The sequence below is a fragment of the Hypnocyclicus thermotrophus genome, from assembly GCF_004365575.1.
Taxonomy (GTDB): domain Bacteria; phylum Fusobacteriota; class Fusobacteriia; order Fusobacteriales; family Fusobacteriaceae; genus Hypnocyclicus; species Hypnocyclicus thermotrophus.
Window position 1 is genome coordinate 1 of sequence record NZ_SOBG01000004.1, and the last position, 24,166, is coordinate 24,166.

Below are 24,166 nucleotides of genomic sequence, written 5' to 3' on the forward strand. Positions count from 1 at the left end.
AAATATTGTTTTTAGTGATTCAACATTTTAGCATAGATTCTTATTAGATGTGTCTTTTTTTTTATTTATTTGTGCAATTAATTATACAATGTTCCTTTTAGTTATTAATTATAGTTAATAAAAAAAAGGACAAAATGTCCTTTTTTTAAATTTTATTTAGTTTCTGATAAAACTCTAAATAATTCTGTTTCTGTTGATAATATCATTCTATTATTATTTTTTTCTCCAAATATTTTTTCATATGCTTCAAGAGTTCTTACAAATCTATAAAATTCTTTATCTTTATTATAAGCTTCTGCATATATTTGCAATGCTTTTGAATCTCCTTCTCCTTTAATATTTTGAGATGTTTTATATGCTTCTGCTAAAATAATTGTTTTTTCTTTATCTGCATTTGATTTTACTTGTAATGAAATTTCTTGCCCTTCTGCTCTATATTTTTTTGCTTGTTCATTTCTTTCAGCTTCCATTCTTCTATAAATATTTTCTTCATTTTGTTTAGGAAGTTCTGCTCTTTTCATACGAGCATCTATAAGCTCTATTCCAAATTCAGCTAATTTTACAGAACTATCTTTTGTTATTATTTCCATTATATTTTCTCTTTCAGTAGAAATAATTTCAATCAATGTATATTTTCCTATTACTTGTCTAAGCTCCGAATACACTATATCATCTATTCTAGTTTGTGCCCCAACATAACTATTAACAGTTTGTAAAAATTTTAATGGATCTTTTATTTTCCATTTCGCATAACTGTCTACTACTAAATTTTTCTTATCTTTCGTTATTATTTCTTTTGGCTCTGAATCATATTCTAATATTCTTTTATCAAATTTTACAACTTGGTCTATTATTGGCATTTTAAATTTTAATCCAGAAGTTTCAATAGGTTTACCAACTGGTTTCCCTAACCTAATTAATATTGCTTGTTCCATTTCATTTACTTGAAACATACTAGAAAATACAACTACAATAGCAATTATAATTACTCCTAAAAATATTCTACTTTTCATTTGTAATGCCTCCTTTGTCAATAATATTAAGTAGACCACTATCAAGATTTTTATCAATAATAGTTTTATCTACATTTGGCATTACTTTTTCTAATGTTTCTAAATATAGTCTAGTTTTTGTTACTTCTTTACCTAATTGATATTTTTCATAAAGTTGTAAAAATCTAGCTACATCTCCTTCTGCTTCTTTAATTCTTTTTTCTTTATATGCTAAAGCTTCATTTATTAGTTTTTCAGCTTCTCCTCTTGCTTTTGGTAAAATATCATTTCTATACCCATTTGCTTCATTTATATATCTTACTTTATCTTCTCTTGCACTAGCTACATCTTTAAATGCATTTAATACTTCTTTAGGAGGTTGAACATCTTGTAATTGTATATTTACAATACTTATCCCACTATCATAAACATCTAATAATTTTTGTAATTTTTTTTGTGTTTGAGATTGTATCTCACCTTTTCCTATAGTTAAAATATTTTCTAATGTCGAGTTTCCCACTACAGTTCTAAGTGATGCTTGTGCTGCATCATATACAAGCTTTCTTTGATTTTTTACATTAAAAAGAAATTTTTTAACATTATTTATTTTGTATTGTACTGTAAAATCTATTTCTACAATATTTTCATCTCCTGTTAACATAAGAGATTCTGTCCTTTTATCTTGATATTTTGCTGGTGGTCCTGGATCAATAGTTCTAAAGCCTATTTCTTCTCTATATACTTTTGTTGTTTTAACTTTGATTACTTTCCCAATAGGAGCTGGAAAATACCAATTTAATCCTGGATTACTTTCTTTTGTGTATTTACCAAAAGTAAGTACAACTGCTTTTTCATCTGGTCCTACTGTATATATTCCTGTTAACAAATAAAGCGCTAATACAATTACTATGCTTAAAAAGCCCAATTTTTTTACAAAATTAATAAATTTTTTAAAATTAGGGTTATTAAAATCTGCCATTTTTTTCCTCCTTATTTTTTTTCAAGCTCTATTGTAAATCTTAACCTCCTTATTCCATTTTTTATAATTTTAGCTTTAAATTTACTTATATTATCTATCTCTGCTAACTCTTCTTCTGATGCACTTAAAATATTATTTAATCCATCAAAATGAGATACTAAAATTTTTATATCTTTAGTTGTAAGTCTTATTATTTTCCCTAATATTCTAAATCCTTTTGGGACTACTTTTGTATCTAAACTAGCATAACTTCTTTTATATCCGAGTATATAAGAGATATTTTTTAAGTCCAATAGTTCTTCTTCTGTTAACTCTTCTAATTTTTCAAAAATGTCTTCGTTTTCTGTTTCTTCTTCTATTTTATAATAATCTCTTATTAAATCCTGTATTTCTATATTAATCTCATTCATTATTTCATCAAGTTGAAGTGATAACAAAGTTCCTTCTGTTCCTAATTCTATAATATTTAATTTTAACGCTTTTGATATTCTAACCATAAGCTCAAATTTTTGTATAATCATACATACTTCATATAATGTAACTAAATCATCAAATTCCATCATTGTAAGATTTGTAAGTGATTTTACTAAAACTTCTTTATATCTTTCTAACGTTTTCATTGCTTGTGAGGCTTCAGTCATTATAACACTTATATCTCGTAAAAGATACTTTATATTATTTTTATATATTGATATTCTTTTTCTTTTTTGAGAAATTGATATAACTAATTCTCCTGTTTGTTTAGCTACTCTTTCAGCAGTTCTATGTCTTGTTCCACTTTCTGTTGTTTCTATTTTAGGATTTGGTTGAAGTTGAACATTTGCATATAATATTTTATTTATGTCTTTACTAAGAATTATTGCACCATCCATTTTAGCCAATTCATAAATCCTTTGAGGATTATAATCACAATCAATAAAAAATCCTCCATCTATTATTTCTAATATTCCTTTATCATCACCTATTACTAAAAGTCCTCCTGTCCCTGCATCAAGAATATTATTTAAACCTTTTCTTATTTCTGTTCCTGGTGCTACAAAAGAAAGGATATCTTTTATTTCTTTATTTTTATACATGTTTACCTCATCCTTTCTAATAAATCATTTAAATTTTTTAAGTATATTATTTTTAAATTAATATTTTTATTTTCCAAATCTTTTCTATTACTCTCTGGAACATATACTCCTTTAAATCCAAGTTTATAAAGTTCAATAAGTCTTTTTTCTATAAAAGCTACTTTTCTTATTTCACCTCTAAGACCTAGTTCACCTATAGCTGCTATTTTTTGACTAATTTCTATATCTTTAAAGGCTGAAAAAATAGACATAACTACTGCCAAATCCGCTGAAGTATCTTTTATACTTATTCCTCCAGGTATATTTATAAAAATATCTTTATTTGCTAGATTCAGAGATAATTTTTTTTCTATTACTGCTGATAATATCTGTACTCTATTTTTATCAAAACCTTGTACAATTCTTCTTGGTATTCCAAATTCTGAATTAATTAGTAAACTTTGTACTTCTAATAAAAATATTTTACTTCCTTCTAATATTGGCACCACTATACTTCCTATATTTTTTTCGTCTCGTTCACTCAAAAAAAATTCTGAAGGATTTTTTATTTCACTTATGCCATCTTCTTCCATGTTAAATATCCCTATTTCATTAGTAGAACCAAAACGATTTTTTATTCCTCTTAGAATTCTATAATAATTTCCTTCTTCACCTTCAAAGTTAAGAACTGCATCAACCATATGCTCTAATAATTTTGGCCCTGCTACTTTTCCATCTTTGGTTACATGTCCTACTATAAAAAAAGATATTTCCATTTTTTTTGCTATTTCAACTATTTTCAAAGTACACTCTCTTATTTGAGTAATTGTTCCTGGAATTGAATCTATAGTATTACTATAAATAGTTTGAATAGAATCTATTATCACTACATTTGGTTTTTCCTTTTTTATAAATTCTAATATAGACTCTATTTCTGTCTCATTTAATAAGTATAAATTATTTTCATTAACATGAAGTCTATTTGCTCTAAATTTAATTTGATTTACTGATTCTTCTCCTGATAAATATAATATTTTTCCATATTTACAATACTCTTTTGAGCTTTGTAAAAGTAATGTAGATTTTCCTATTCCAGGACTTCCAGTAAGTAAAACTACTTCCCCTTTTACCAATCCACCACCAAGAACTCTATCAAATTCTTTTAGTGTAGTTGTATATCTATAATTAGACATAGTTTCTATTTCATCTAATTTAACAGCACTTATATTTTTTGTCTTATTATTACTTTTACTGAATGAAAGTTCATTTTCCTCTTTAAAAGTATTCCAATTTTCACAATTTGGACATTTACCTAACCATTTAGAACTTTCATATCCACATTCTTCACATATATATCTTATTTTATTTTTTGCCATTTTTTCCCCTATTATCTTTTTTCATTAGCTTTTTTTATTACATCATCTATTATAACTTTTGGTAAAAATTCTGTTAATTCTCCTTTATTTAATGCTATGTCTTTTACTATACTTGCACTTAAATATAGGTTTTCTCTAGAAGCTGGTAAAAAAATAGTTTCTATACTATTTTTAGAAAGTACAGAATTTGTAAGAGCTAATTGAAGTTCATATTCATAATCCGATACTGCTCTAAGACCTCTAACTAATATATTACATTGTTTTCTATTCATAAAATCTACTAATAATCCTTCAAAACTATCTATTTTAATATTTTCTATTTTTTCATTTTCTAGACTTTTTTTTATCATGTTTTCTCTTTGTTCTAAAGAAAACCAGTATTTTTTATTAGAATTATTAAGAACCCCTACTATTACTTCATCAAAGATTTTACTACTTCTTTTTATTATATCAAGATGTCCTTTTGTTATTGGATCAAAGCTTCCAGCATATATTGCTTTTTTTTTCTCCATAAATCCTCTTTTCTATTTTTCATATATTAATTCATAATCATTAAAATTTTGTTTATTTAATTTTTCTAACTCAAAACTTTTATTTTTACTCTTTAAATATGTATTAATAAATTCTTTATATGTTGAATTTAATATTTCATACACTCTTTCACTTGCTAAAATTTTTATTTTATTAATATCATCTTCTTTTGCATCTTGTTTTACCTGCTCTATTATTTCATGGACTATAGCTTCTACAGATCTCACATAACCATTTCCTTTACATAAATAGCATTCTTCTAAAAAATAATTAGAAAGAGGTTTTCCTTCTCTTTTTCTAGTCATCTCAATAAGTCCTAAATCTGTAAAATGTATTATATTATTTTTTACTCTATCTTTTGACAAATTCTTTTCAAGTTCTAATAGTACTTTTTCTTTATCTTCTTCAATTCTCATATCAATAAAATCTATTATTATTATTCCACTTAAATTCCTAAGTCTAAGTTGTCTAGGAATCTCTCTTGCCGCTTCTAAATTTGTTTGAAGTACTGTCTCTTCTAAATTATGCAATCCTACATTCTTTCCAGTATTTACATCTATACTAATGAGCGCCTCTGTTTTTTCTATCACTAAATATCCGCCACAATCTAACCATACTTCTTTTTTTAATGCTTTTTCTACTTCTGACTTTATTTTATAATAGTCTAAAATCTCTTGTTCTTCTGTAAAAAGTTTTATTTTAGTTGACATTTCTCTTTCAGAAAATGCGTTAATATAATCTATTATTTCCCAATATTTTTTTTCGTCATCAATAATAAGTTCATTTATTTCATGAGAAAATATATCTCTTACTACTCTATTTACTAAATCATTATCACTGTATAATATTTCTCCAATTTTAGCTCTACTTATATTATATTCTATTTCTTGCCATTTTTTTACTAAATACTCTATTTCTCTTTCAAAATATATATCTTCTTTCCCTTCTGCTTCTGTTCTAATTATAAGTCCTACATTTTCTGGCTTTATTCTTTCTATCAAATCATAAAGTCTTTTTCTTTCAGTCTCATCCTTAATTTTTTTAGAAATTCCTATATAATTGTTATTTGGCATAAGTACTAAATATTTACCTGGTATTGTATAATGTGTTGTAACTCTAGCTCCTTTATTTCCTCGAGGCTCTTTTAAAATCTGTACTACAACTTCATCATCTTTTTTTAATATATCTTCTATAGGTCTATCACTATTTTCTACTCCATCTAAATATCTTTCTTCAAATTCTCTAAGATCATTAACATACAAAAATGCATTTTTTTCAAGTCCTATATTAATAAAAGCTGACTCCATACCTGGTAATACATTTTCTACTTTTCCTTTATAGATATTACCTACTATTCTAGTTAAATCATCTCTTTCTACTAGAAATTCAATTAATTTATTATCTTCTATAAGAGCTGCATTTGATTCAAATTCTTTTACTGATACAATAATTTGCTTCATCTTCCATCATCCCATGTTTTAATAATATTTTTTAAGATTTCTTCTCTTTTATAGATAGTATTATTTATTTTGTACTCAAAAATATTTATATCTTTATTTTGTATTATTTTTAAAATATTAAAATATTTAATTTTATTTACTTTATTTATCCCTACAACTCTAGACATATTTCTAGGATTTGTTTCAATTATATTTATTTTATTTTTTGATAAAATTTTATCAAAAAATAAAGAAATAATTTTACCTTCTACTAATTCTTTAAAAGCTGGATGAAATGGCCCTGCTATAATTACCCCATCCTCTCTTAAATCATCCGAAGGTTGTAATCCTACTCGAATAATTTTTATATTATTAAGCTCAAAATAAGCTATAGCTAAAGCTGAGATTTTTATAGCTTCATTTAATGAAAGAGGAGTAAATTCTCCTCTTTTATATAATATTTCTAATTTAGTTTTATTAATCACTAACGTCGGATAAATTCTAACTATATCTGGTTTTATTTTAACTACTTTTTTTATTGTTTCTAAATCACTATTAAAGTTACTTCCATTTAATCCTGGCATTATCTGTATTCCTAAAATAATGTTATATTTTTTAATAAGTTCTGATGCATAATATACTATTTCTTCTTTATATCCTCTTTCAGATAATGATAAAACTTCATTGTCAAGTGATTGTACTCCAAGTTCAATTGTCGTAACATTATATTTTTTTAATAATGATAATATCTTATCATCTATACAGTCAGGTCTAGTTGATAATCTTATCCCATTTACTACACCCAAATCTATATACGATTTTACTATTTTTAGAAATTCTTCTTGTATATTTAGTGGTAACGCTGTAAAAGTCCCCCCAAAAAAAGCTACTTCTTTATTTGAATTTTCTGGTAAAGTTTCTAAATATTCGTCAATAATTTTTTTAACTTCATTAGGCGTAATATTAGTTATAACTCCTGTTATTTTATTCTGATTACAAAAAGTACATGTATTTGGGCATCCATAATGTGCTATAAATATTGGTATATTATAATGCTTCATTTATATTTACTCCCATTTTTTTACATGCATTTTTTGCTGCATGTTGTTCAGCTGTTTTTTTGTTTTTACCTTTTCCTACACCTATAAATATCTCTTCTGAAATTTTCACTCCTATTTCAAAGCTTTTCTTATGATCTGGTCCTATTTCTTTTATTACTTCGTATATTGGGATAACCTTATAAACTCTTTGTGCATACTCTTGTAATATTGTTTTATAATCAATTAATTCTTCATTTTCATTTATATGAAGTATTCTGTATTCAAGATATTTTAAAGCAAATTCTTTTGCACTATTAAAATCAGAATCTAAATAAATCGCACCTAAAAGAGCTTCAAAAGCATCACCTAATATAGATTCTCTTTCTCTTCCCCCAGTTAATTCCTCTCCTTTACTTAATAGTAAAAAATCTCCTAATCCAATTTCTAAAGAAATCTCTGCTAATACTGGTTCGCTTACTATCATTGATTTTAATTTTGCTAATTCGCCTTCATTTGAATCAGAAAAATTTAAATATAAATACTCCGTAACGATAAGATCTAGAACTGCATCACCTAGCAGTTCTAGTCTTTCATTATTTGTGTTTTTATAATCCCAATTTTCATTACCATAAGATCTATGTATTAAAGCTTTTTTTAGAAGTGTCTGACTTTTAAAATAATATCCTAAACGTTTTTCTAATTCATTTAGGTTTTTATTTTCATACATAAATAACACTCCTTTAATCTGTATATTTTTTAAATGCAATTACTGCATTATGCCCACCAAATCCTAATGAACTTGATAACCCTACATTTATTTTTCTTTTTCTTGCTTGATTTGGTACATAATCTAAGTCACATTCTTCATCTGGATTATCATAATTTACTGTAGGAGGTAATACTTCTTCATCAATAGCTAAAGCTAATATTGCTCCTTCTATTCCGCCAGCTCCTCCTAATGCATGTCCAGTCGCACCTTTTGTTGAACTAACTGCTAAATCAAATGCATGCTCTCCAAATACACTTTTTATAGCTGCCGTTTCATTTTTATCATTTGCTGGTGTTGACGTCCCATGTGCGTTTATATAATCAACATCTGTTAATTCTACTCCCGCTTCTTCTAAAGCTAGTTTAAATGCTCTTGCTGCTCCTTCACCACCAGCTGCTGGAGCCGTTATATGATATGCATCAGAAGTTGCTCCATATCCTATTACTTCAGCATAAATTTTAGCTCCTCTTTTTTTAGCAGATTCTAAACTTTCTAAAAATAAAACCCCTGCTCCTTCTCCCATAACAAATCCATCTCTATCTTTTGTAAATGGTCTTGAAGCTTTTTCAGGTTCATCATTTCTTGTAGAAAGTGCTTTTAATGCAGCAAAACCTGCTACTCCAAATGGCGTTATACAAGCTTCCGTTCCTCCAGCTAACATTGCATCTGCTTCTCCATATTTTATCATTCTATATGCATCACCTATTGAATGTGTTCCAGCTGCACAAGCAGTAACTATTGTTTTTGAAGGTCCTTTTGCTCCTAAATAGATAGAAATATTTCCTGCACCCATATTTTCTATAAGAGCTGGTATTGTAAATGGTGACATTCTTTTAGGTCCTTTTTCTAACATAACACTATGTTGTGCCTCTAATATTTCAAGTCCACCTATACCAGAACTAACTAAAACTCCTACTTTATATGCATTTTCATCTGTTATTTTATACCCAGAGTCCTCTAACGCCATTTTAGACGCTGCTATTCCAAATTGTGTAAATCTAGCTAATTTTTTTAATTCTTTTTTAGGCATACCATATTCTTCAGGATTGAAATCTATTACTTCCCCTGCTATTTTTACTGGAAAGCCTTCTGTGTCAAACCCTTGAATATGTCTAACTCCTATTTTCCCTTCTTTTATAGCATTCCAAGATTTTTCTACTCCTGTTCCTAATGCTGTAATTAATCCTACTCCTGTAATTACTACCCTATTCATTATCTATTTCACCTCTTTAATATTTCTTTATAATATTAATAAAGGGGTATTAGCTTAATACCCCTTGATCACAAACATTTATATCTTTTGATTATTGATTTTTTTCTACGTAATCAATAACATCTTTTACAGTTTTAATTTTTTCTGCATCTTCATCAGGAATTTCAATTCCAAATTCTTCTTCGAAAGCCATGATTAATTCAACAGTATCTAAAGAATCTGCTCCTAAATCATCAACAAATGATGCTTCTAAAGTCACTTGTGACTCATCTACTCCTAATTGATCAACTATTACAGCTTTTACTCTTTTTAACATTCTATTACCTCCTAATTTTTTCTTCATATATGATAATAACAAATTTTCTTTATTTTTTCAAGAAATTTTGTTAAAAAAACAACATAAAATAAACTTTATAATGCATAATTAAATATAAAAGTTTATACCATTACCATTCCACCATCTACTGTTATTGTTTTTCCAGTAATATATGATGATAAATTTGATGCTAAGAATAATGCTGCATTAGCAACATCTTCTACAGATCCCATTTTATTCATAGGAATTTTCCCCATAATTGCTTCTTTTACATCATCTTTTAGTAAATCTGTCATATCACTTTTAATATATCCCGGAGCAATAGCATTTACTCTTACTCCTCTTTTTGCTGCTTCATATGCTATTGATTTTGTAAATCCTATAAGTCCTGCTTTTGACGCAGCATAATTTGCTTGTCCAAGATTACCTACTAATCCTATAACTGAAGCCATATTTATTATACTTCCGCTTCTTTGTTTCATCATAATTTTATAAGCAGCTTGTGCACAATTAAAGGCTCCTGTTAAATTTATATTTATTACTCTCTCAAAATCTTCTTTACTCATTCTCATAAATAAACCATCTTTTGTTATTCCTGCATTATTAACAAAAATATCTACGCTACCAAAGGTATCTTTTGTTTTATTTACTAAATCTATTGCATCTTCCATTAAAGTAACATTAGTTTTTACAAAAATAGTCTCTACGCCATATTTTTCTTTTATTTCATTTGCAGTTGCAATTCCCATATCTTCTAAAATATCACTTATTACTATATTTGCCCCTGCTTCTGCTAATTTTTCAGCTATAGCTCTTCCTATCCCTCTAGCCGAACCAGTAATAACTGCTGTTTTTCCTTTTAAATCAATAGTAATCATAACATCCTCCTAAACTTAAAAATCTAAATCATTAACTTTTTCTATATTTATTACTTTTAAATTTCTATCTATTTTTCTTAATAAACCTTTTAAAACTTTTCCTGGTCCAATTTCATAAAATGTATCTACTCCTAATTCTTTTAATTTATCTATAGTTTCAACCCATCTTACTGGTCCAAAAGTTTGTCTATATAATTCATCTATTAAATTATTTTTTGCTACTATTTCAACTGAAGTATTTGCAATTAAACTTGCTACTCCTTCTTGAATTTCAAAATTATTTAGATATTCTTTTAATTGTTCTCCAGCTTCTTTCATAAGCGATGAATGAAATGGTCCTGATACAGCTAATACAAGAGCTCTCTTTGCTCCTGCTTCTTTTAACTTCTCACAAGCTTCATTTATAGCCTCTACTTCTCCAGCTATAACCGTTTGATTAGGCTCATTAAAGTTAACTGCTTCTACAACTCCAGATATATCTTTTAATATTTCTTGAATTTTTTCTTTTTCTAAACCAATTATAGCAGCCATTGTTCCATTTACTTTTTGAGCAACTTTATTCATTATCTCTCCACGTTTTGCAGTAAGTTTTATTGTATCTTGTAATGATAAAAAGTTTGCTGCTCCAAGTGCTGAATATTCTCCTAATGAATGTCCTGCTACATAATCAGCTTTTATTCCTTTTTCTTCTAATAACTTTGTAAGTACTAAACTCATAGCAACTATTGCTGGTTGCGTATATTTTGTTTCTTTTAATTTTTCTTCTGGTCCATTAAACATTATCTCTTTTAAATCTATATCTAAGCTATCAAATATTTCATTAAAATATTTTTTAGCAAGCTCATTATTTTCATATAAATCTTTACCCATCCCAACATATTGAGCACCTTGCCCTGGGTATAAAAATGCTATTTTTGACATCTTTCCTCCTTATAAATAACAGGTGTAATTTATTTTATCATAAGAGATTATAAGTGTCAACTAGATTATTTAGCCCACTTAATAACACAAGAAGCATATGTAAGTCCTGCTCCAAATCCTACTAATAATATATTATCACCTTTTTTTAATTTTTTATTCTCATATATTTCTGAAAGTGCTATTCCTATTGATGCTGCTGAAGTGTTTCCAAATCTATCCATGTTCATATAAAATTTGTCTATAGATTCATTAAGTTTTTTAGCTGCTGAATCTATTATTCTAAAATTGGCTTGATGTGGTATATATAATTTTACATCATCTATTGTTAATTCAGCTTTTTCTAGCGTTTTTAATGTTGTTTTTGGTAATACATTTACTGCAAATTTAAATACCTCTTTACCTTTCATTTTTAAATAATGCATTCTATTATTTACAGTTTCTACTGTTGCTGGATTTCTAGATCCGCCTCCTGGTTGATCTAGAGTATGTCCTCCACTTCCATCTGCTCCAAGATCAAATGATAAAACACCATATCCTTCTTCTACTTCACTTAAAACAACTGCTCCTGCTCCATCACCAAAAAGTACACAAGTATTTCTATCTGTCCAATCCATTATTTTAGATAAAGCTTCTGCTCCAATAACAAGAACATTTTTATAGGCTCCTGTTGATATAAAATTTGCACCTGTAACTATCCCATATACTAATCCACTACAAGCAGCTTCTAAATCAAACACTGCTGCATTTTTTGCTCCTAATTTATCTTGAATAATAGCTGCCGTCGCTGGAAAAGGATAATCTGGTGTAATAGTTGCTACTATAATTAAATCTATATCTTCAGGTTTTAAATTAGCATCTTTCAAAGCTTTTTTAGCGGCCTCATAGCCTAAATCACTTGTAGCTTCATTTTCTTCTGCTATATGTCTTTCTTTTATTCCAGTTCTAGATGTTATCCATTCATCACTCGTTTCAACTATTTTTTCTAAATCAAAATTAGTCATTATTTTTTCTGGAACATAAGCACCTACTCCTACTATTCCTACACTTTTTAATTGTTTCATTTAAGTCCTCCTACTCGCTCCTTTTTATCAATACTTTCTTTTATATTTTCTATAAAATTACTTTCAGCAAATTTTTTTGCAACATTAAGAGCATTCTTTATAGCTTTTCCGTTTGAATTACCATGAGCTTTTATGGAAATACCATTCAATCCTAAAAATAATGCTCCTCCATATTCAGATGAATCCAAACTATTTTTTACTGTTTTAAATACAGGTTTTAAAATTAGCGCAGCTAATTTATATAAAAAATTTGTTTCTATTTCTTCTTTTAATATATCAAATATAGTTTTTGCAACTCCTTCAGCTGTTTTTAGTACTATGTTTCCTGTAAATCCATCTGCAACTACTACATCTGCTTTTCCTTCTGTTAGCATTTCTCTTGATTCTATATTCCCAATAAAATTAATGTTTGAATTAGATTTTATCAATTCATATGATTGTTTTACTAATTCATTTCCTTTTCCTTCTTCTTCTCCAATATTCAAAAGAGCTACTTTAGGATTTTTTATTTCTAACAAAATTTTAGCATATTCCATTCCCATTATACAAAACTGCTCTAAATATTCAGGTTTACAATCTGCATTAGCACCTACATCCATCATTACCATTTTCCCATTTTTTTTAGGAAAAATAGTTGTTATAGCTGGTCTTAATACACCTTTTATTCTTTTTAATGTAAGCTGGCTAGCTGTCATAAGTGCTCCTGTATTTCCAGCAGATACTACTGCATTAGCTTTTCCATCTTTTACAAGTTGGACAGCTATATTCATAGAAGCTTTTTTCTTTTTTCTTACCGCCAGTGCTGGTGGCATAGATTCTTTCATTAATATTTCTTCATCTGTATGTATAATTTCTATTTTTTCTTTATCGTAACTATATTTTCTTAATTCTTCATTAATTTTTTCTTCATTTCCTACAAGGATTATTTTAATATCACTATTTTCTTTTATAGCTTCTACTGCACCTTGTACTGTTGAGCTAGGAGCAAAATCGCCTCCCATAGCATCTAAAGCTATTTTTATCACTTAAAACACCTCCTTAATTTATACAAAAAAAGCAAGATTTAATCTTGCTTTTAAAAAAATTATTCAGCTTGTGCTATTACTTGTTTCCCATTGTAGCTTCCACATTCTAAACAAACTCTATGAGGTCTTTTTGGTGCTCCACAATGATCACATGTTGATAAGCTAGAAGCTTTAATTGCATGATGAGATCTTCTCATATTTTTTTTAGCTTTAGAAGTTTTTTTCTTAGGTACTGCCATTTATCTCATTCCTCCTATATACTTATTTATTTTTTTTATTTGTTATATCTATAAGTTGTTGCCATCTAGGATCTACTCCATCATCTAAATAATTGTCAAAATTTTCAACCCCTTGGCAATTATTACTACATATTGGATAACTTGGTAATTCTAATATTATATGTTCCCTTATTAAATTAGCTAAGTCTATTTCATCATCCTTTAGCTCTTCAAAAATTTCTCCACTATTCTCGTATTCATCCTCTAATTCATTTATAATTTTTTTTATTTTTGCCTTATCAATAAAATGTCCTTCTAATTCACCTTCTAAATAGTAATGAAATTTATTTAAACATTTTCCACACTCTAGTTTAACTTCTGTGTTAAAATTTCCTTTTATAAAAACCTCATCATCAATTAATGTTAAGTTTACATTAAAATCTATTGGTTTTGAAATTTTAAATTCTTCAGAATCCAATATTGGTAAACTATCATTAATTACCACATGGCTTTTGTTTTCTTCTTTTAATTTTTTCAAATCAATTTTCATGTGCTATCACCATTTTTTTAATTATTTAAAAAAATAATTAATACTTTTTTTAAGATAAAATAACATTTTATCCTTTTAGAAATACCTTAATTATTATATGAAATTTCATAAATTTTGTCAAGTAATTTTTCTTAACAAATTATTCTAAAAAACAATAATTTAATATATCATATCTGTATATAGATTTCAATAGTCTAATAAATAAATATTTTTAATCTTTAAATTAAATTTAAATCTACATTTTTTAGTAATAAAAATTAAAATATATTTTATCTCTAAAATATAAACAATAAAAAATCTTGACTTTTTTTGTAAAAAATATATAATTTTAATAAATTATAAGATATAATTCGACTTGTTTACATAAAAAAATCTAGAGAAACTTAAATTAATAATTCTTATAAATGGAATTTTAAAAATTGCATTAAACTATAATAATTGTATTAATTACTATAAAATATCTTATCACACAGTAAAATAAAAAAAATTTTTCTAAATCAACTTAGACTACTATGTCTGAATATATTATACACTAGGAGGTTTACTATGAATATTATTTTAAAAAGAAAAAAATTTTTCTTATGGCGAGACAATCTTAATTTAACCCACTCTCTTTTGTTAACCTTTGTTTTTACAATTCTTACAGGAATCTCTGCACAAATAAAAATACCACTTATTTTTACACCTGTACCAATTACTCTTCAAACTTTTATTGTATTAATAGCTGGTGTAATTTTAAAGAAAAATTATGCTGTATTTTCTCAAGTTTTATACATAATTTTAGGTATTTTTGGTGTTAAATGGTTTTCTGGTGGAAAAAGTGGTTTAAGTGTATTAGCAGGTCCCACTGGAGGATATCTAATTGGTTTTGTATTTGCAGTATATTTTATCGGGCATATTAGAAAAAAATATGATAATAATACAAATATTTTAATAAATCTTATTCTAATGTTTACTGCGGATATTTTTATTGTATTTGGATTAGGATTATTACAATTTGCTATATGGTTTAAATTATCTAATGGAAACTTTTTACCTTTTTCAACTCTTTTAAATATGGGATTTACTCCTTTTATAATTGGTGAATTTTTTAAAATATTTTTAGCTGTATTAATCACTACAAATTTTAATAATAAATAAAAAAGAACCAATTTCAATTATGAAATTGGTTCTTTTTTATTTATTTTATAAATCCTTTTTTTTGAGCATAATTAAACAATCCACCTGCTTCTATTATATTTGCTACATCTCCTAAAGAATTTAATTTATACTCTTTATTTTTTGTAATATTTTTTATTATAGCATTTTCTAAATCTATTTCTGCTTCATCACCAGTATCAAAAAAACTATCTATTTTTTCTTTTGACTCAAATGGAACTAAAAATCCTCCATCTACAGAGTTTCTATAAAAAATTCTAGCATAATCTTTTGCTACTACTGCTTTGATTCCTGCTTTTTGTAATGCAAGTGGTGCATGTTCTCTAGATGAACCACATCCAAAGTTGTTTCCTACTACCATTATTTGATATTCTGAAATATAAGCGTCTCCTTTTATAAAAGGCTGTTTTTCTGCAATATCTAAAGGTAATCCTGACATTGCATATTTACCATAAAGCTTTGATTCTTCAGGATCATCTGTTTTATAAACCAAGTGCATAGCTGGTATTATTTGATCTGTATCTATATTATCTCCTAAAACATATACTTTTCCTTTTATTATTTTTTCCATTCTTAGTCACTCCATTTCTAATTTTTATTTTTTAATTATTTCAAAAATTTTCTTGGATCTGTTATATATCCAGTAACTGCAGAAGCTGCAGCTGTATATGGAGATGCTAAATAAATTTGTGATTTTAACGATCCCATTCTTCCAGGGAAGTTTCTATTTGTCGTAGAAATTACTACTTCATCTGCATGCGTTCTTCCAAATGTATCTTCAGGTCCTCCAAGACAAGCAGCACAAGATGGTTTACCTACCTTACACCCTGCTTTTTTAAATATTTCTATTAAGTTTTCTCCACCTATAGTTATTTGTTCTAATTTTTTTCTAACTGTTGTAGTAGCCGGTACTATAAATGTATCTATCGCTACTTTTCTTCCTTTTAATATTTTTGCTGCAGCAAAAAAATCCTCTACTTTTCCACCTGTACAAGAACCTATATAAGCTCTGTCAAGTTTTACATCCTCACAATTTTTTGCTAAATCTACATTTCCAGGAGAATACGGCTTTGCTACAACTGGTTCTAATTTTGCAGAATCATATATATATTCTTTTGCATATACTGCATCTGTATCAGAATAAAATAAATCATAGGCTTTATCTGTTCTTGCATTTACATATTCTATGGTTTTATCGTCTGGTTCAATTATTCCACATTTTCCACCTGCTTCTATTGCCATATTACATATAGTCATTCTTTCTTCTACACTTATTCCTCTTATTCCACTACCATCGTATTGCATACATTTATATGTAGCTCCTGAGAATCCTACTTCTCCTATTGAAATTAAAGCGATATCTTTCCCCATTATATATGGCGGAAGTGCTCCTTCAAAAGTAAATCTAATTGTTTCTGGGACTTTTACCCATAATTTACCTGTTCCCATTATATATGCAGCATCTGTATTTCCTATCCCAGAGGCAAATTGTCCAAAGGCTCCAGCTGTACATGTATGAGAATCTGTTCCAAATAAAACTTCCCCAGGTCTAGTATGTCCTTCTTCAGCTAAAGCTACATGACATACCCCTTTATACTTATCTGTAAATGGTTCATAATAATATGTAAGTTCTTGTTCATTTGCAAATTCTTTTACATACTCTAAATTTCTCATCGCATGTTTGTCTTTTGTAAAAATATAATGATCTGGAATAAGCACTACTTTATCTTTATCCCATACTTTTGCATCTTTTCCAAATTTTTCTTTAAATATAGCCATTGTCCCTGGTCCTGTAACATCATGAGTAAGCAAAGTATCTACTTCTATCCATATATTTTCACCAGGAGTTACTTTCTTTTTACCAGCATGTTTTGCAAGGATTTTTTCAACTATTGTCATTCCCATAAAAACTCCTCCTAAATTGTATTATTTAATTCATACATAATTATATATAAAAACCTTAGTTTTGTCAATACTCTCTTTTATATATTTTATTTCTTTTTTTTGCTTTAATTGTCTTTTTTATATTACGACTATTTTAGTTTAACTTATATTTTTCATATTTTTCAAGTTTTTTAAAATACAGTAATTATATTTTACTTTTTTAATAATGAAAATAACAACAAATAAAAAACAGGCTAAAATAAAATCAACTCATTTTAGCCTGTTTTTTTATTAATAAGCTTTTAATTTATCAAAAACTTCTTTTACTGAAACAATCTCATTTACTTTATATACATCTTTCCCAGAAAAATATAATCCATCTTCAAGATTTCCTGCATGAGCATTTAATAATTTTTCTTTTACACAAAACTCATGGTTACAATGTTTTAAACAATTATCACAATTTCTTGGTTTTTCTATCTCACCATTAAATAATCTTTCCACAAATCTTGTTTTTATTGCATTTGCTGGAAGTCCTGCTGGACTATCTATTCTTACTACATCGCCTTCTTTTGCATTTACATATATCTGTTTAAATTTTTCTGATACATTACATTCGTATGTAGCTACAAATCTTGTTCCCATTTGGATACCGTCTACTCCTAAATCAAACATTCTTTTAGCATCTTCTGGCGTTACTACTCCTCCTGCTCCAATTACTGGTATTTTTACAGCTTCTTTTATCTCTTTTACTATATCCCATGAATCATCATCAGTTCCAAGATGCCCTCCTGCATTACCACCTTCAACAACTATTGCACTAGCTCCTAATCTTTGAGATAGTTTTGCTAATTTTACAGATGATACAATAGGTACCACTGGAACATTATACTCTTTTCCCCATTGAAATACATCTCTTGAAAAACCTGCACCACATACAACTAAATCTATTCCTTCTTTCATTGCTGTAATAACAACATCTTTAAACTCTGTCACAGCAAACATTACATTTATTCCTATTATTCCATTAGTCATTTCTCTTGCTTTTCTTATTTCAGACTTTACTTCATCTAATGGAAGTGCTGACCCAGCTATTAAACCTATTCCACCTTCATTTGCTACTGCTGCTGCCAAATTTGATAGCGAAGCTTTTACTGCCATTCCACCTTGTACAATTGGTATTTTTACATCTAAATCTGCTATTTTTAATTTTGGAAATCTCATCTTAACGCCCCCTATATATTTTTATTTTTAATTTCAACTTGTTATAGTAAAAAATTTTATAATATTCAAATAAATAAAAATAATAAAAAAACTGTGTAAAAAACTATTTCTAGCTATCTACACAGTTTTTTTATTATAATTTTAAATAAACTTCTATTATTTCAATATTATTACTTCTATTAAATATATCATTACTTACTTTTTTATTAAATTTTAATTCTTTAAATTCTTGTATATCTCCACATTTATATTTAACTACTAAACTAGGGTTTTCTGAAATAACATATTTTATTTTTGTATTTGCAAAAGAAAATTCTAAATACTCATTATTTATAAATTCTTCTTTTTTTAACATTATTGGATTAAATATTATTTCTTTATTTTTTACATAGATTCCTAATTCTAAGAATCTACTTAAAATATCTTCTTTTACTTGACCAGTCATTCCTGGTTGTTGTACTCCACTTTGTTTTGGTGTATGAGAATATGGATCTGTTGTAAAGGCCCCATAATCTTTTGGATTTTTATGAATTCCTAACCCTTCTTTTATTTTATAATAATAATTTATAAGTTTTTCTAATTTTGATTTTTCTACATTATTCTTATCAAATATATATATATTTTCAGCTACTGCAAGAACTAATTTTGATACCATATGCCAATAAATACTTCCAAGTCCTTCATATTTATAGAATGTTCCTGATCTTCCTGTAAATAATCTATGTTGAAATACTTCTTCATAGATATCTAAAAGTTTTGATTTTTCTTCTTTTATTAACGAATTATATTTTTCATTAAGTGATAAGAACTCTAGCTTTTCTAATAAAACATTTTTATTTCTAAAAGAACTATCAAAATGATAATTTCCCTCTATATCTTTTTTAATAAAAGTTTCATTATTTTCTTTTAAAAGTTCTTGTACAATTTTTAAACTTTCTACTTTTTCTTTAGGCAAAATATTTTTCTCTAAGAAATTTGGAAGTCTTTTATCTGGATAAAGCATAAAACTCTCTTGATCTTTTCTGTATAATTCACTACTATACATTTTTTCAATTAATTGGATAACTTCATCAATATCAAGCTTAAAACTACTTAATGCAGCAACTTGTCCTTCAAGCATATCATATAAAAATTCTACTTTCATTTCTTTATCATTATAATTTGTTATATTATATGCACTATATAGACCATTTTCTTTTTTATTATGAACTATTGATTTATCTACAAATTTTAATAAAATATCAAATAAGTCTAATAATTTTTCTTTACTATATTCTATTTTTTCAGTTTCTTCTAACTTATAAACTATTTCTCTATATTTTTCACCAGCTAATCCTAACTCATCTGTTATTATTAATCTTTTTTTATCATCAAAATCATTATTTAAATACTCTTTATTTTTTACAAATATAGAATAAATACTATCAGTTAACTGAGCTAATTCTTTTGATAATTTATAACTATTTTCATTACTATTTTTATATAATTCTTTTATAAATTTTAAAAATCTACTTATATAACATAATGTAACAACAGATACTCCATACCCTACAAGTGCATTATTAGCATCATTCCATTCAGGTCTTTGAGTATTCATCCATATTCCTGCATCTAAAATAAAATTGTATATTTTAGCATGTAAAGATACTAATAATTTTTCTGTAAAATTAACCAATCTTGGAGTTTTACCATTTAATACAAATTTTGCATCGTAACCAATTTCTTTTTCTATTTTCTCTATTAAATTATTTAGTTTAGTATCAAAATCTATTGTATTTTGAGGATCTTTCTTTATGTCTTCATATTTTTTTATTCTATATGGTACATTTGCAAATGTAAAAATATTTTTATTTAAAAACTCTTTTAATTTTTCTGGATAATATTCATTTGCTAATTCGAGAAGTTTTAACAAATAAATTATTTGATGATCTCCCCAATATCCAATAAATGACCAAGGATCTTCTGGATCATGTAATTCCCAATCAATACCATTTTTAGTTATTCTATATGGATTGTATCCATCAATAGTAGAAGCATTTAAAAATTTTGTAATCATCGAAAAAATAAATCCTGGATATGATATAGCTAATGATTCCCAATTTTGAAAAATATCTCTCCAATTCCCTTGATAATAAAATTGATATTCACCTTTTTCATTTTTTATATCGATATTAAAAATATTCCAAGGTCTACTTGGATCTCCATGTCTTCTTGAAAAAATAAGTGGCAAATATTCTAATGTTATTCTTATTAAATGTGGATTATTTAATTTTTCAACATGATTTATCAATTCAAAATAATTAATTTCATATTCTATTTCATTAAAACTATTTTCAAATTCATTATAAATTTCTTTATTACAGCTATTTAAATATTTCAAATAATCTTTTTTATCTATTAAATAATCCTTATAAAATATTCCGCCTCTCATAATATTGAACATTACATTTGAAAGATGTCTTTTATCGTTTAATTTATCATTTGTAAATTGAATTCCATCAGATAATGCTATAAATCTTTTTAATTCTTCATATCCTATTTTTATATCATTTTCAAGTTTCTCAATTATATTATCTTTTTTTATATTTTTTATTAATTTTACTAATTTTGAATAATCATAATTTAAGTCAAAAGTTATAATCCATTCTTTTTCATTTTCTAATTCAAATTGTAAGTTAACTAAATATGATCCTTTTTCTCCTTTTACTTCTTTTTCCTCTTTAACTAATTTACCTTCTCTAAAATCATTTAATTGCTTACTACTTAATAGTATTTTTTTATTTTTTATTTCATTAAATATTCCCCATACAACATTTGCTGAAAGTGCTTCACTTGGTTCTGCTCTATCTACAGGTACCGAACTAAGTCGATATATACCTAAATTTACATCTTTTATTAATTCTACTTTTTTATATCCATCTATAAGAGTACTTTTAGTATCTTGTACTAATTTTTCTACTCCATATGGAAGTATATTTTGTAATCCATCAATTATATCTATTTTTATTTTTTCACTATTTTTATTAATAATTTTACTTTTTTTTATAAAACCATATTTTTCACTATTCTCATAAGAATATTGAAATGTAATATTTAAATCATTATTTATCTCTTCAAATATTATTTTATTTCCTAAATCATTTTTATATATATTTCTTTGAATATCATAAATTAAATTTAAAGAAAATGGCTCCCATAAATATTTTTTATTTTTTATTTCAACTATCATTATTGTTTTATTTCCTGTTATTTCATATGTATCATGAATTTTATCATCTGTATAATAAGGAAATATAGTATTATCAGGATTTTTTCTACCTGCTGTAAGTCCTCCTGTACTTGAAATAAACATAAAATGATCACTATTACTTGTGATAGTCATAAAAAATGGATTCATTTTATCAACATTATTTATTTTATAATATTCTTTATTATTTATTTTTACTATTTCTGGTAAAATTTTTTTTTCTGAATGTTTTATTTTATTTTCTCCTAAAAATATTTCCATTTTCTTTCCTCCAAAAGATTATTTATTTTTCACAATTCTAAATTAAGTATACGAAATTATGAAAATTTTATTTATTTTTCTTATTTATATTCTAACCTCTTATTATTTATTATATTTTTTTAAAGTATAGTAAATTAATATATTTAAAAAAATTAATCCCAATCCTATCCCAAATACAATAAATAAAAATATATTAAATACAAATATAACATATATTAAGTACAATACACCTAAAAACGGAACTATTATCCAAATATTTAAATTTAAAAATTTAAATGCAAAACTAAAAATGTTTTTTATTTTCATTTCATAATTCGCTTTGATATAGGCTATAATAAAAAAATACATTAAAAAATATATTTCTAATATTCCATAAATAAAAGACAACTTTTTCCCTATTTCAAGAATTATAAAAAGCAGAAAAAATATAAGAGTTAAAACTACTGATTCTCTTATATTTTCTCTAAATAATTTTTTATAATTTTTAAAAATTTCAATTTTTCCATTATCAATCCATTTTCGTGTAATATATGCCACACTTGTTAATGAAGAAAAAAGAGTAACAATCCCAAGTGAGCTCAATATAAAAAATATACTTAATTTCATTATTTTATATATTATATCTAAAAAGTTATAAAATTTACTTTCTATTGTTACTCTCATATTATTTCTCCTTTATTTTTCTAATATTATAGTTTGAATAGAATGTGGTTTTATCATTCCTTTAACTTTTTCTTCATCTAATTCTATTTCATAAGTTTTTTCTTCATTTTTTTCATTCATTATGACAACTATATACTTAGCTTCTCCAGCCCAAGTTGTCACCCATAAATCATTAGAAGATAATTTATGTTCTAATCTTTTGTATCCTCTCTTTATATATTTACTAAAATGTCCAATATAAAAATAAGAAGAATTATAATATATTTTATTTTCTTTAGTATCTGCAATTATTGGAGCATCGCAAAAATTATTTACATGATTTGGACCACCAAATTCATTAAGTACTATATTCCAATCACACCAAGCAATTGTATAATGATTAAGATCATTTATAATATGTTTTCCATATTTTTCTCCAGTCCACCATTCACCTACAAGTGATGTTTTCCCCGTATTATAATGTGGATTGCATCCTTCTGTAAAAAGTAAATTCTTTCCATATGTTTTATGCGTATAATCAAGTACACTGTCATCCATATTTGTACTATTATCACCATTTTGACCATACCAATGGAATCCAACTCCCCAAACCCATCTTGCTGCTTCTTTATCAGATAATATAGTATCAACTCTTTCTTTCATTATATCTTTATTATGATCCCATACTATTATTTTTATATTTTCTAATCCTTCTTTTTTTAAAGTAGGCCCTAATATTTTTACAAAATCTCTTTCTTCATCACTTTCATAAATACAATTATCCCAAGGTGTTTCAGCCATAGGTTCATTTTGAATAGTTAATCCCCATATGTCTACTCCTTCTTTTTTATATTCTTTTATATATTTAGCAAAATATTTTGCCCATACTTCTCTATATTCTAATTTTAATTTCCCACCATTATTCATTCTACCATTTGTTTTCATCCAAGCAGGAGGAGACCATGGAGAAGCAAATAATTTTATCTCTGGATTTAAAGAAAACGCCTTTTTAATAAGAGGTATCAAAGATTTTTTATCTCTTTCAATTGAAAAAGTTTTTAATTCTATATCATCTGGTGTTTCACAATAAGCATAATTTTCTAAAGAAAAATCACAACTATTTATATGTGTACGACAAAAAGAATAACCTATTCCCTCTTCTTTATCAAAATAAGCTTTTAATATTTCCTCTTGCTTATCTTTACTAAGTTTATCTATAGTTGTAGAGGCAGCTTCTGTAAAAGCTCCCCCTATTCCAAGCATTGTTTGATATTTTTTTTCAGAATTAATTTTTATTTTTATTTCTCCTGAATCTATTCTTTGAAATTCTTTTTCTGTTAATCTATCATTAGTATTTTTAGCTGTTTCAATTAATCTTATCTTCATA

At 26.2% G+C, this 24,166-nt stretch carries 23 protein-coding genes; 1 reads left to right on the forward strand and 22 read right to left on the reverse strand.

Features of this window, described 5'->3' with window-relative positions; translation table 11 throughout:
- Nucleotides 1–152: 152 nt before the first annotated feature.
- The 16 genes from hflC to EV215_RS04885 form a co-directional block, all read right to left on the reverse strand.
- Nucleotides 153–1,013: a protease modulator HflC gene (gene hflC / locus EV215_RS04810; protein WP_134112870.1), complete on the reverse strand. Its 861-nt coding sequence runs from the start codon at nucleotides 1,011–1,013 to the stop codon at nucleotides 153–155.
- On the reverse strand, nucleotides 1,003–1,971 hold the full coding sequence (gene hflK / locus EV215_RS04815; RefSeq protein ID WP_134112871.1) for an FtsH protease activity modulator HflK: 969 nt from the start codon (nucleotides 1,969–1,971) through the stop codon (nucleotides 1,003–1,005). Before hflK ends, hflC begins: the two co-directional genes overlap by 11 nt.
- A gap of 11 nt (nucleotides 1,972–1,982) precedes the next feature.
- Complete coding sequence (gene disA / locus EV215_RS04820; RefSeq protein ID WP_134112872.1) at nucleotides 1,983–3,047, reverse strand: DNA integrity scanning diadenylate cyclase DisA; 1,065 nt, start codon at nucleotides 3,045–3,047, stop codon at nucleotides 1,983–1,985.
- Between the two features lie 2 nt (nucleotides 3,048–3,049).
- Nucleotides 3,050–4,402 (reverse strand): DNA repair protein RadA, encoded by a 1,353-nt coding sequence (gene radA / locus EV215_RS04825; RefSeq protein ID WP_134112873.1) that lies wholly within the window; start codon nucleotides 4,400–4,402, stop codon nucleotides 3,050–3,052.
- Nucleotides 4,403–4,413: 11 nt separating this feature from the next.
- Nucleotides 4,414–4,914 carry a pantetheine-phosphate adenylyltransferase gene (gene coaD, locus EV215_RS04830; RefSeq protein WP_134112874.1) on the reverse strand — a complete coding sequence of 167 codons (501 nt, stop codon included), beginning with the start codon at nucleotides 4,912–4,914 and terminating at the stop codon, nucleotides 4,414–4,416.
- A gap of 12 nt (nucleotides 4,915–4,926) precedes the next feature.
- A complete protein-coding gene (locus tag EV215_RS04835) occupies nucleotides 4,927–6,393 on the reverse strand; it encodes an Rne/Rng family ribonuclease (protein WP_134112875.1) in 1,467 nt (488 codons plus the stop codon).
- On the reverse strand, nucleotides 6,390–7,433 hold the full coding sequence (locus tag EV215_RS04840; protein WP_134112876.1) for an elongator complex protein 3: 1,044 nt from the start codon (nucleotides 7,431–7,433) through the stop codon (nucleotides 6,390–6,392). The genes EV215_RS04835 and EV215_RS04840 overlap by 4 nt, the downstream gene beginning before the upstream one ends.
- Nucleotides 7,420–8,139 carry a ribonuclease III gene (gene rnc / locus EV215_RS04845; RefSeq protein ID WP_134112877.1) on the reverse strand — a complete coding sequence of 240 codons (720 nt, stop codon included), beginning with the start codon at nucleotides 8,137–8,139 and terminating at the stop codon, nucleotides 7,420–7,422. Before rnc ends, EV215_RS04840 begins: the two co-directional genes overlap by 14 nt.
- A gap of 13 nt (nucleotides 8,140–8,152) precedes the next feature.
- A complete protein-coding gene (fabF, locus tag EV215_RS04850; protein ID WP_134112878.1) occupies nucleotides 8,153–9,394 on the reverse strand; it encodes a beta-ketoacyl-ACP synthase II in 1,242 nt (413 codons plus the stop codon).
- A 91-nt stretch (nucleotides 9,395–9,485) separates the two neighbouring features.
- On the reverse strand, nucleotides 9,486–9,710 hold the full coding sequence (locus tag EV215_RS04855; protein ID WP_134112879.1) for an acyl carrier protein: 225 nt from the start codon (nucleotides 9,708–9,710) through the stop codon (nucleotides 9,486–9,488).
- 122 nt (nucleotides 9,711–9,832) lie between these two features.
- A complete protein-coding gene (gene fabG / locus EV215_RS04860; protein WP_134112880.1) occupies nucleotides 9,833–10,588 on the reverse strand; it encodes a 3-oxoacyl-[acyl-carrier-protein] reductase in 756 nt (251 codons plus the stop codon).
- A 15-nt stretch (nucleotides 10,589–10,603) separates the two neighbouring features.
- The gene (gene fabD / locus EV215_RS04865; protein ID WP_134112881.1) at nucleotides 10,604–11,509 is read right to left on the reverse strand and encodes an ACP S-malonyltransferase; all 906 of its coding nucleotides are present in this window, start codon (nucleotides 11,507–11,509) and stop codon (nucleotides 10,604–10,606) included.
- Nucleotides 11,510–11,574: 65 nt separating this feature from the next.
- On the reverse strand, nucleotides 11,575–12,570 hold the full coding sequence (locus tag EV215_RS04870) for a beta-ketoacyl-ACP synthase III (RefSeq protein WP_134112882.1): 996 nt from the start codon (nucleotides 12,568–12,570) through the stop codon (nucleotides 11,575–11,577).
- Entirely contained in the window at nucleotides 12,567–13,592 is a 1,026-nt protein-coding gene (plsX, locus tag EV215_RS04875) for a phosphate acyltransferase PlsX (RefSeq protein ID WP_134113115.1), read from the reverse strand. The genes EV215_RS04870 and plsX overlap by 4 nt, the downstream gene beginning before the upstream one ends.
- Before the next feature lie 62 nt (nucleotides 13,593–13,654).
- Complete coding sequence (gene rpmF / locus EV215_RS04880; RefSeq protein WP_134112883.1) at nucleotides 13,655–13,834, reverse strand: 50S ribosomal protein L32; 180 nt, start codon at nucleotides 13,832–13,834, stop codon at nucleotides 13,655–13,657.
- Nucleotides 13,835–13,856: 22 nt separating this feature from the next.
- On the reverse strand, nucleotides 13,857–14,363 hold the full coding sequence (locus tag EV215_RS04885; RefSeq protein ID WP_134112884.1) for a YceD family protein: 507 nt from the start codon (nucleotides 14,361–14,363) through the stop codon (nucleotides 13,857–13,859).
- 546 nt (nucleotides 14,364–14,909) lie between these two features.
- Here EV215_RS04885 and EV215_RS04890 point away from each other — a divergent pair.
- A complete protein-coding gene (locus EV215_RS04890) occupies nucleotides 14,910–15,503 on the forward strand; it encodes a biotin transporter BioY (RefSeq protein ID WP_134112885.1) in 594 nt (197 codons plus the stop codon).
- A 40-nt stretch (nucleotides 15,504–15,543) separates the two neighbouring features.
- On the opposite strand, the gene EV215_RS04895 is transcribed toward EV215_RS04890, so the two are convergent.
- From EV215_RS04895 to EV215_RS04920, 6 genes are all read right to left on the reverse strand, one after another.
- Complete coding sequence (locus tag EV215_RS04895; RefSeq protein ID WP_134112886.1) at nucleotides 15,544–16,092, reverse strand: LeuD/DmdB family oxidoreductase small subunit; 549 nt, start codon at nucleotides 16,090–16,092, stop codon at nucleotides 15,544–15,546.
- 35 nt (nucleotides 16,093–16,127) lie between these two features.
- The gene (locus EV215_RS04900) at nucleotides 16,128–17,426 is read right to left on the reverse strand and encodes a 3-isopropylmalate dehydratase large subunit (RefSeq protein ID WP_134112887.1); all 1,299 of its coding nucleotides are present in this window, start codon (nucleotides 17,424–17,426) and stop codon (nucleotides 16,128–16,130) included.
- Between the two features lie 270 nt (nucleotides 17,427–17,696).
- Nucleotides 17,697–18,629, reverse strand: a complete 933-nt coding sequence (locus EV215_RS04905) for an NAD(P)H-dependent flavin oxidoreductase (RefSeq protein WP_134112888.1) — start codon at nucleotides 18,627–18,629, stop codon at nucleotides 17,697–17,699.
- A 133-nt stretch (nucleotides 18,630–18,762) separates the two neighbouring features.
- Nucleotides 18,763–22,137: a 1,3-beta-D-glucan phosphorylase, GH149 family gene (locus EV215_RS04910; protein ID WP_134112889.1), complete on the reverse strand. Its 3,375-nt coding sequence runs from the start codon at nucleotides 22,135–22,137 to the stop codon at nucleotides 18,763–18,765.
- 102 nt (nucleotides 22,138–22,239) lie between these two features.
- Nucleotides 22,240–22,800, reverse strand: coding sequence for a DUF624 domain-containing protein (locus EV215_RS04915; protein WP_134112890.1), 561 nt, complete (start codon nucleotides 22,798–22,800; stop codon nucleotides 22,240–22,242).
- Nucleotides 22,801–22,812: 12 nt separating this feature from the next.
- A complete protein-coding gene (locus EV215_RS04920) occupies nucleotides 22,813–24,165 on the reverse strand; it encodes a glycoside hydrolase family 30 protein (RefSeq protein ID WP_208320343.1) in 1,353 nt (450 codons plus the stop codon).
- Nucleotide 24,166 lies beyond the last annotated feature (1 nt).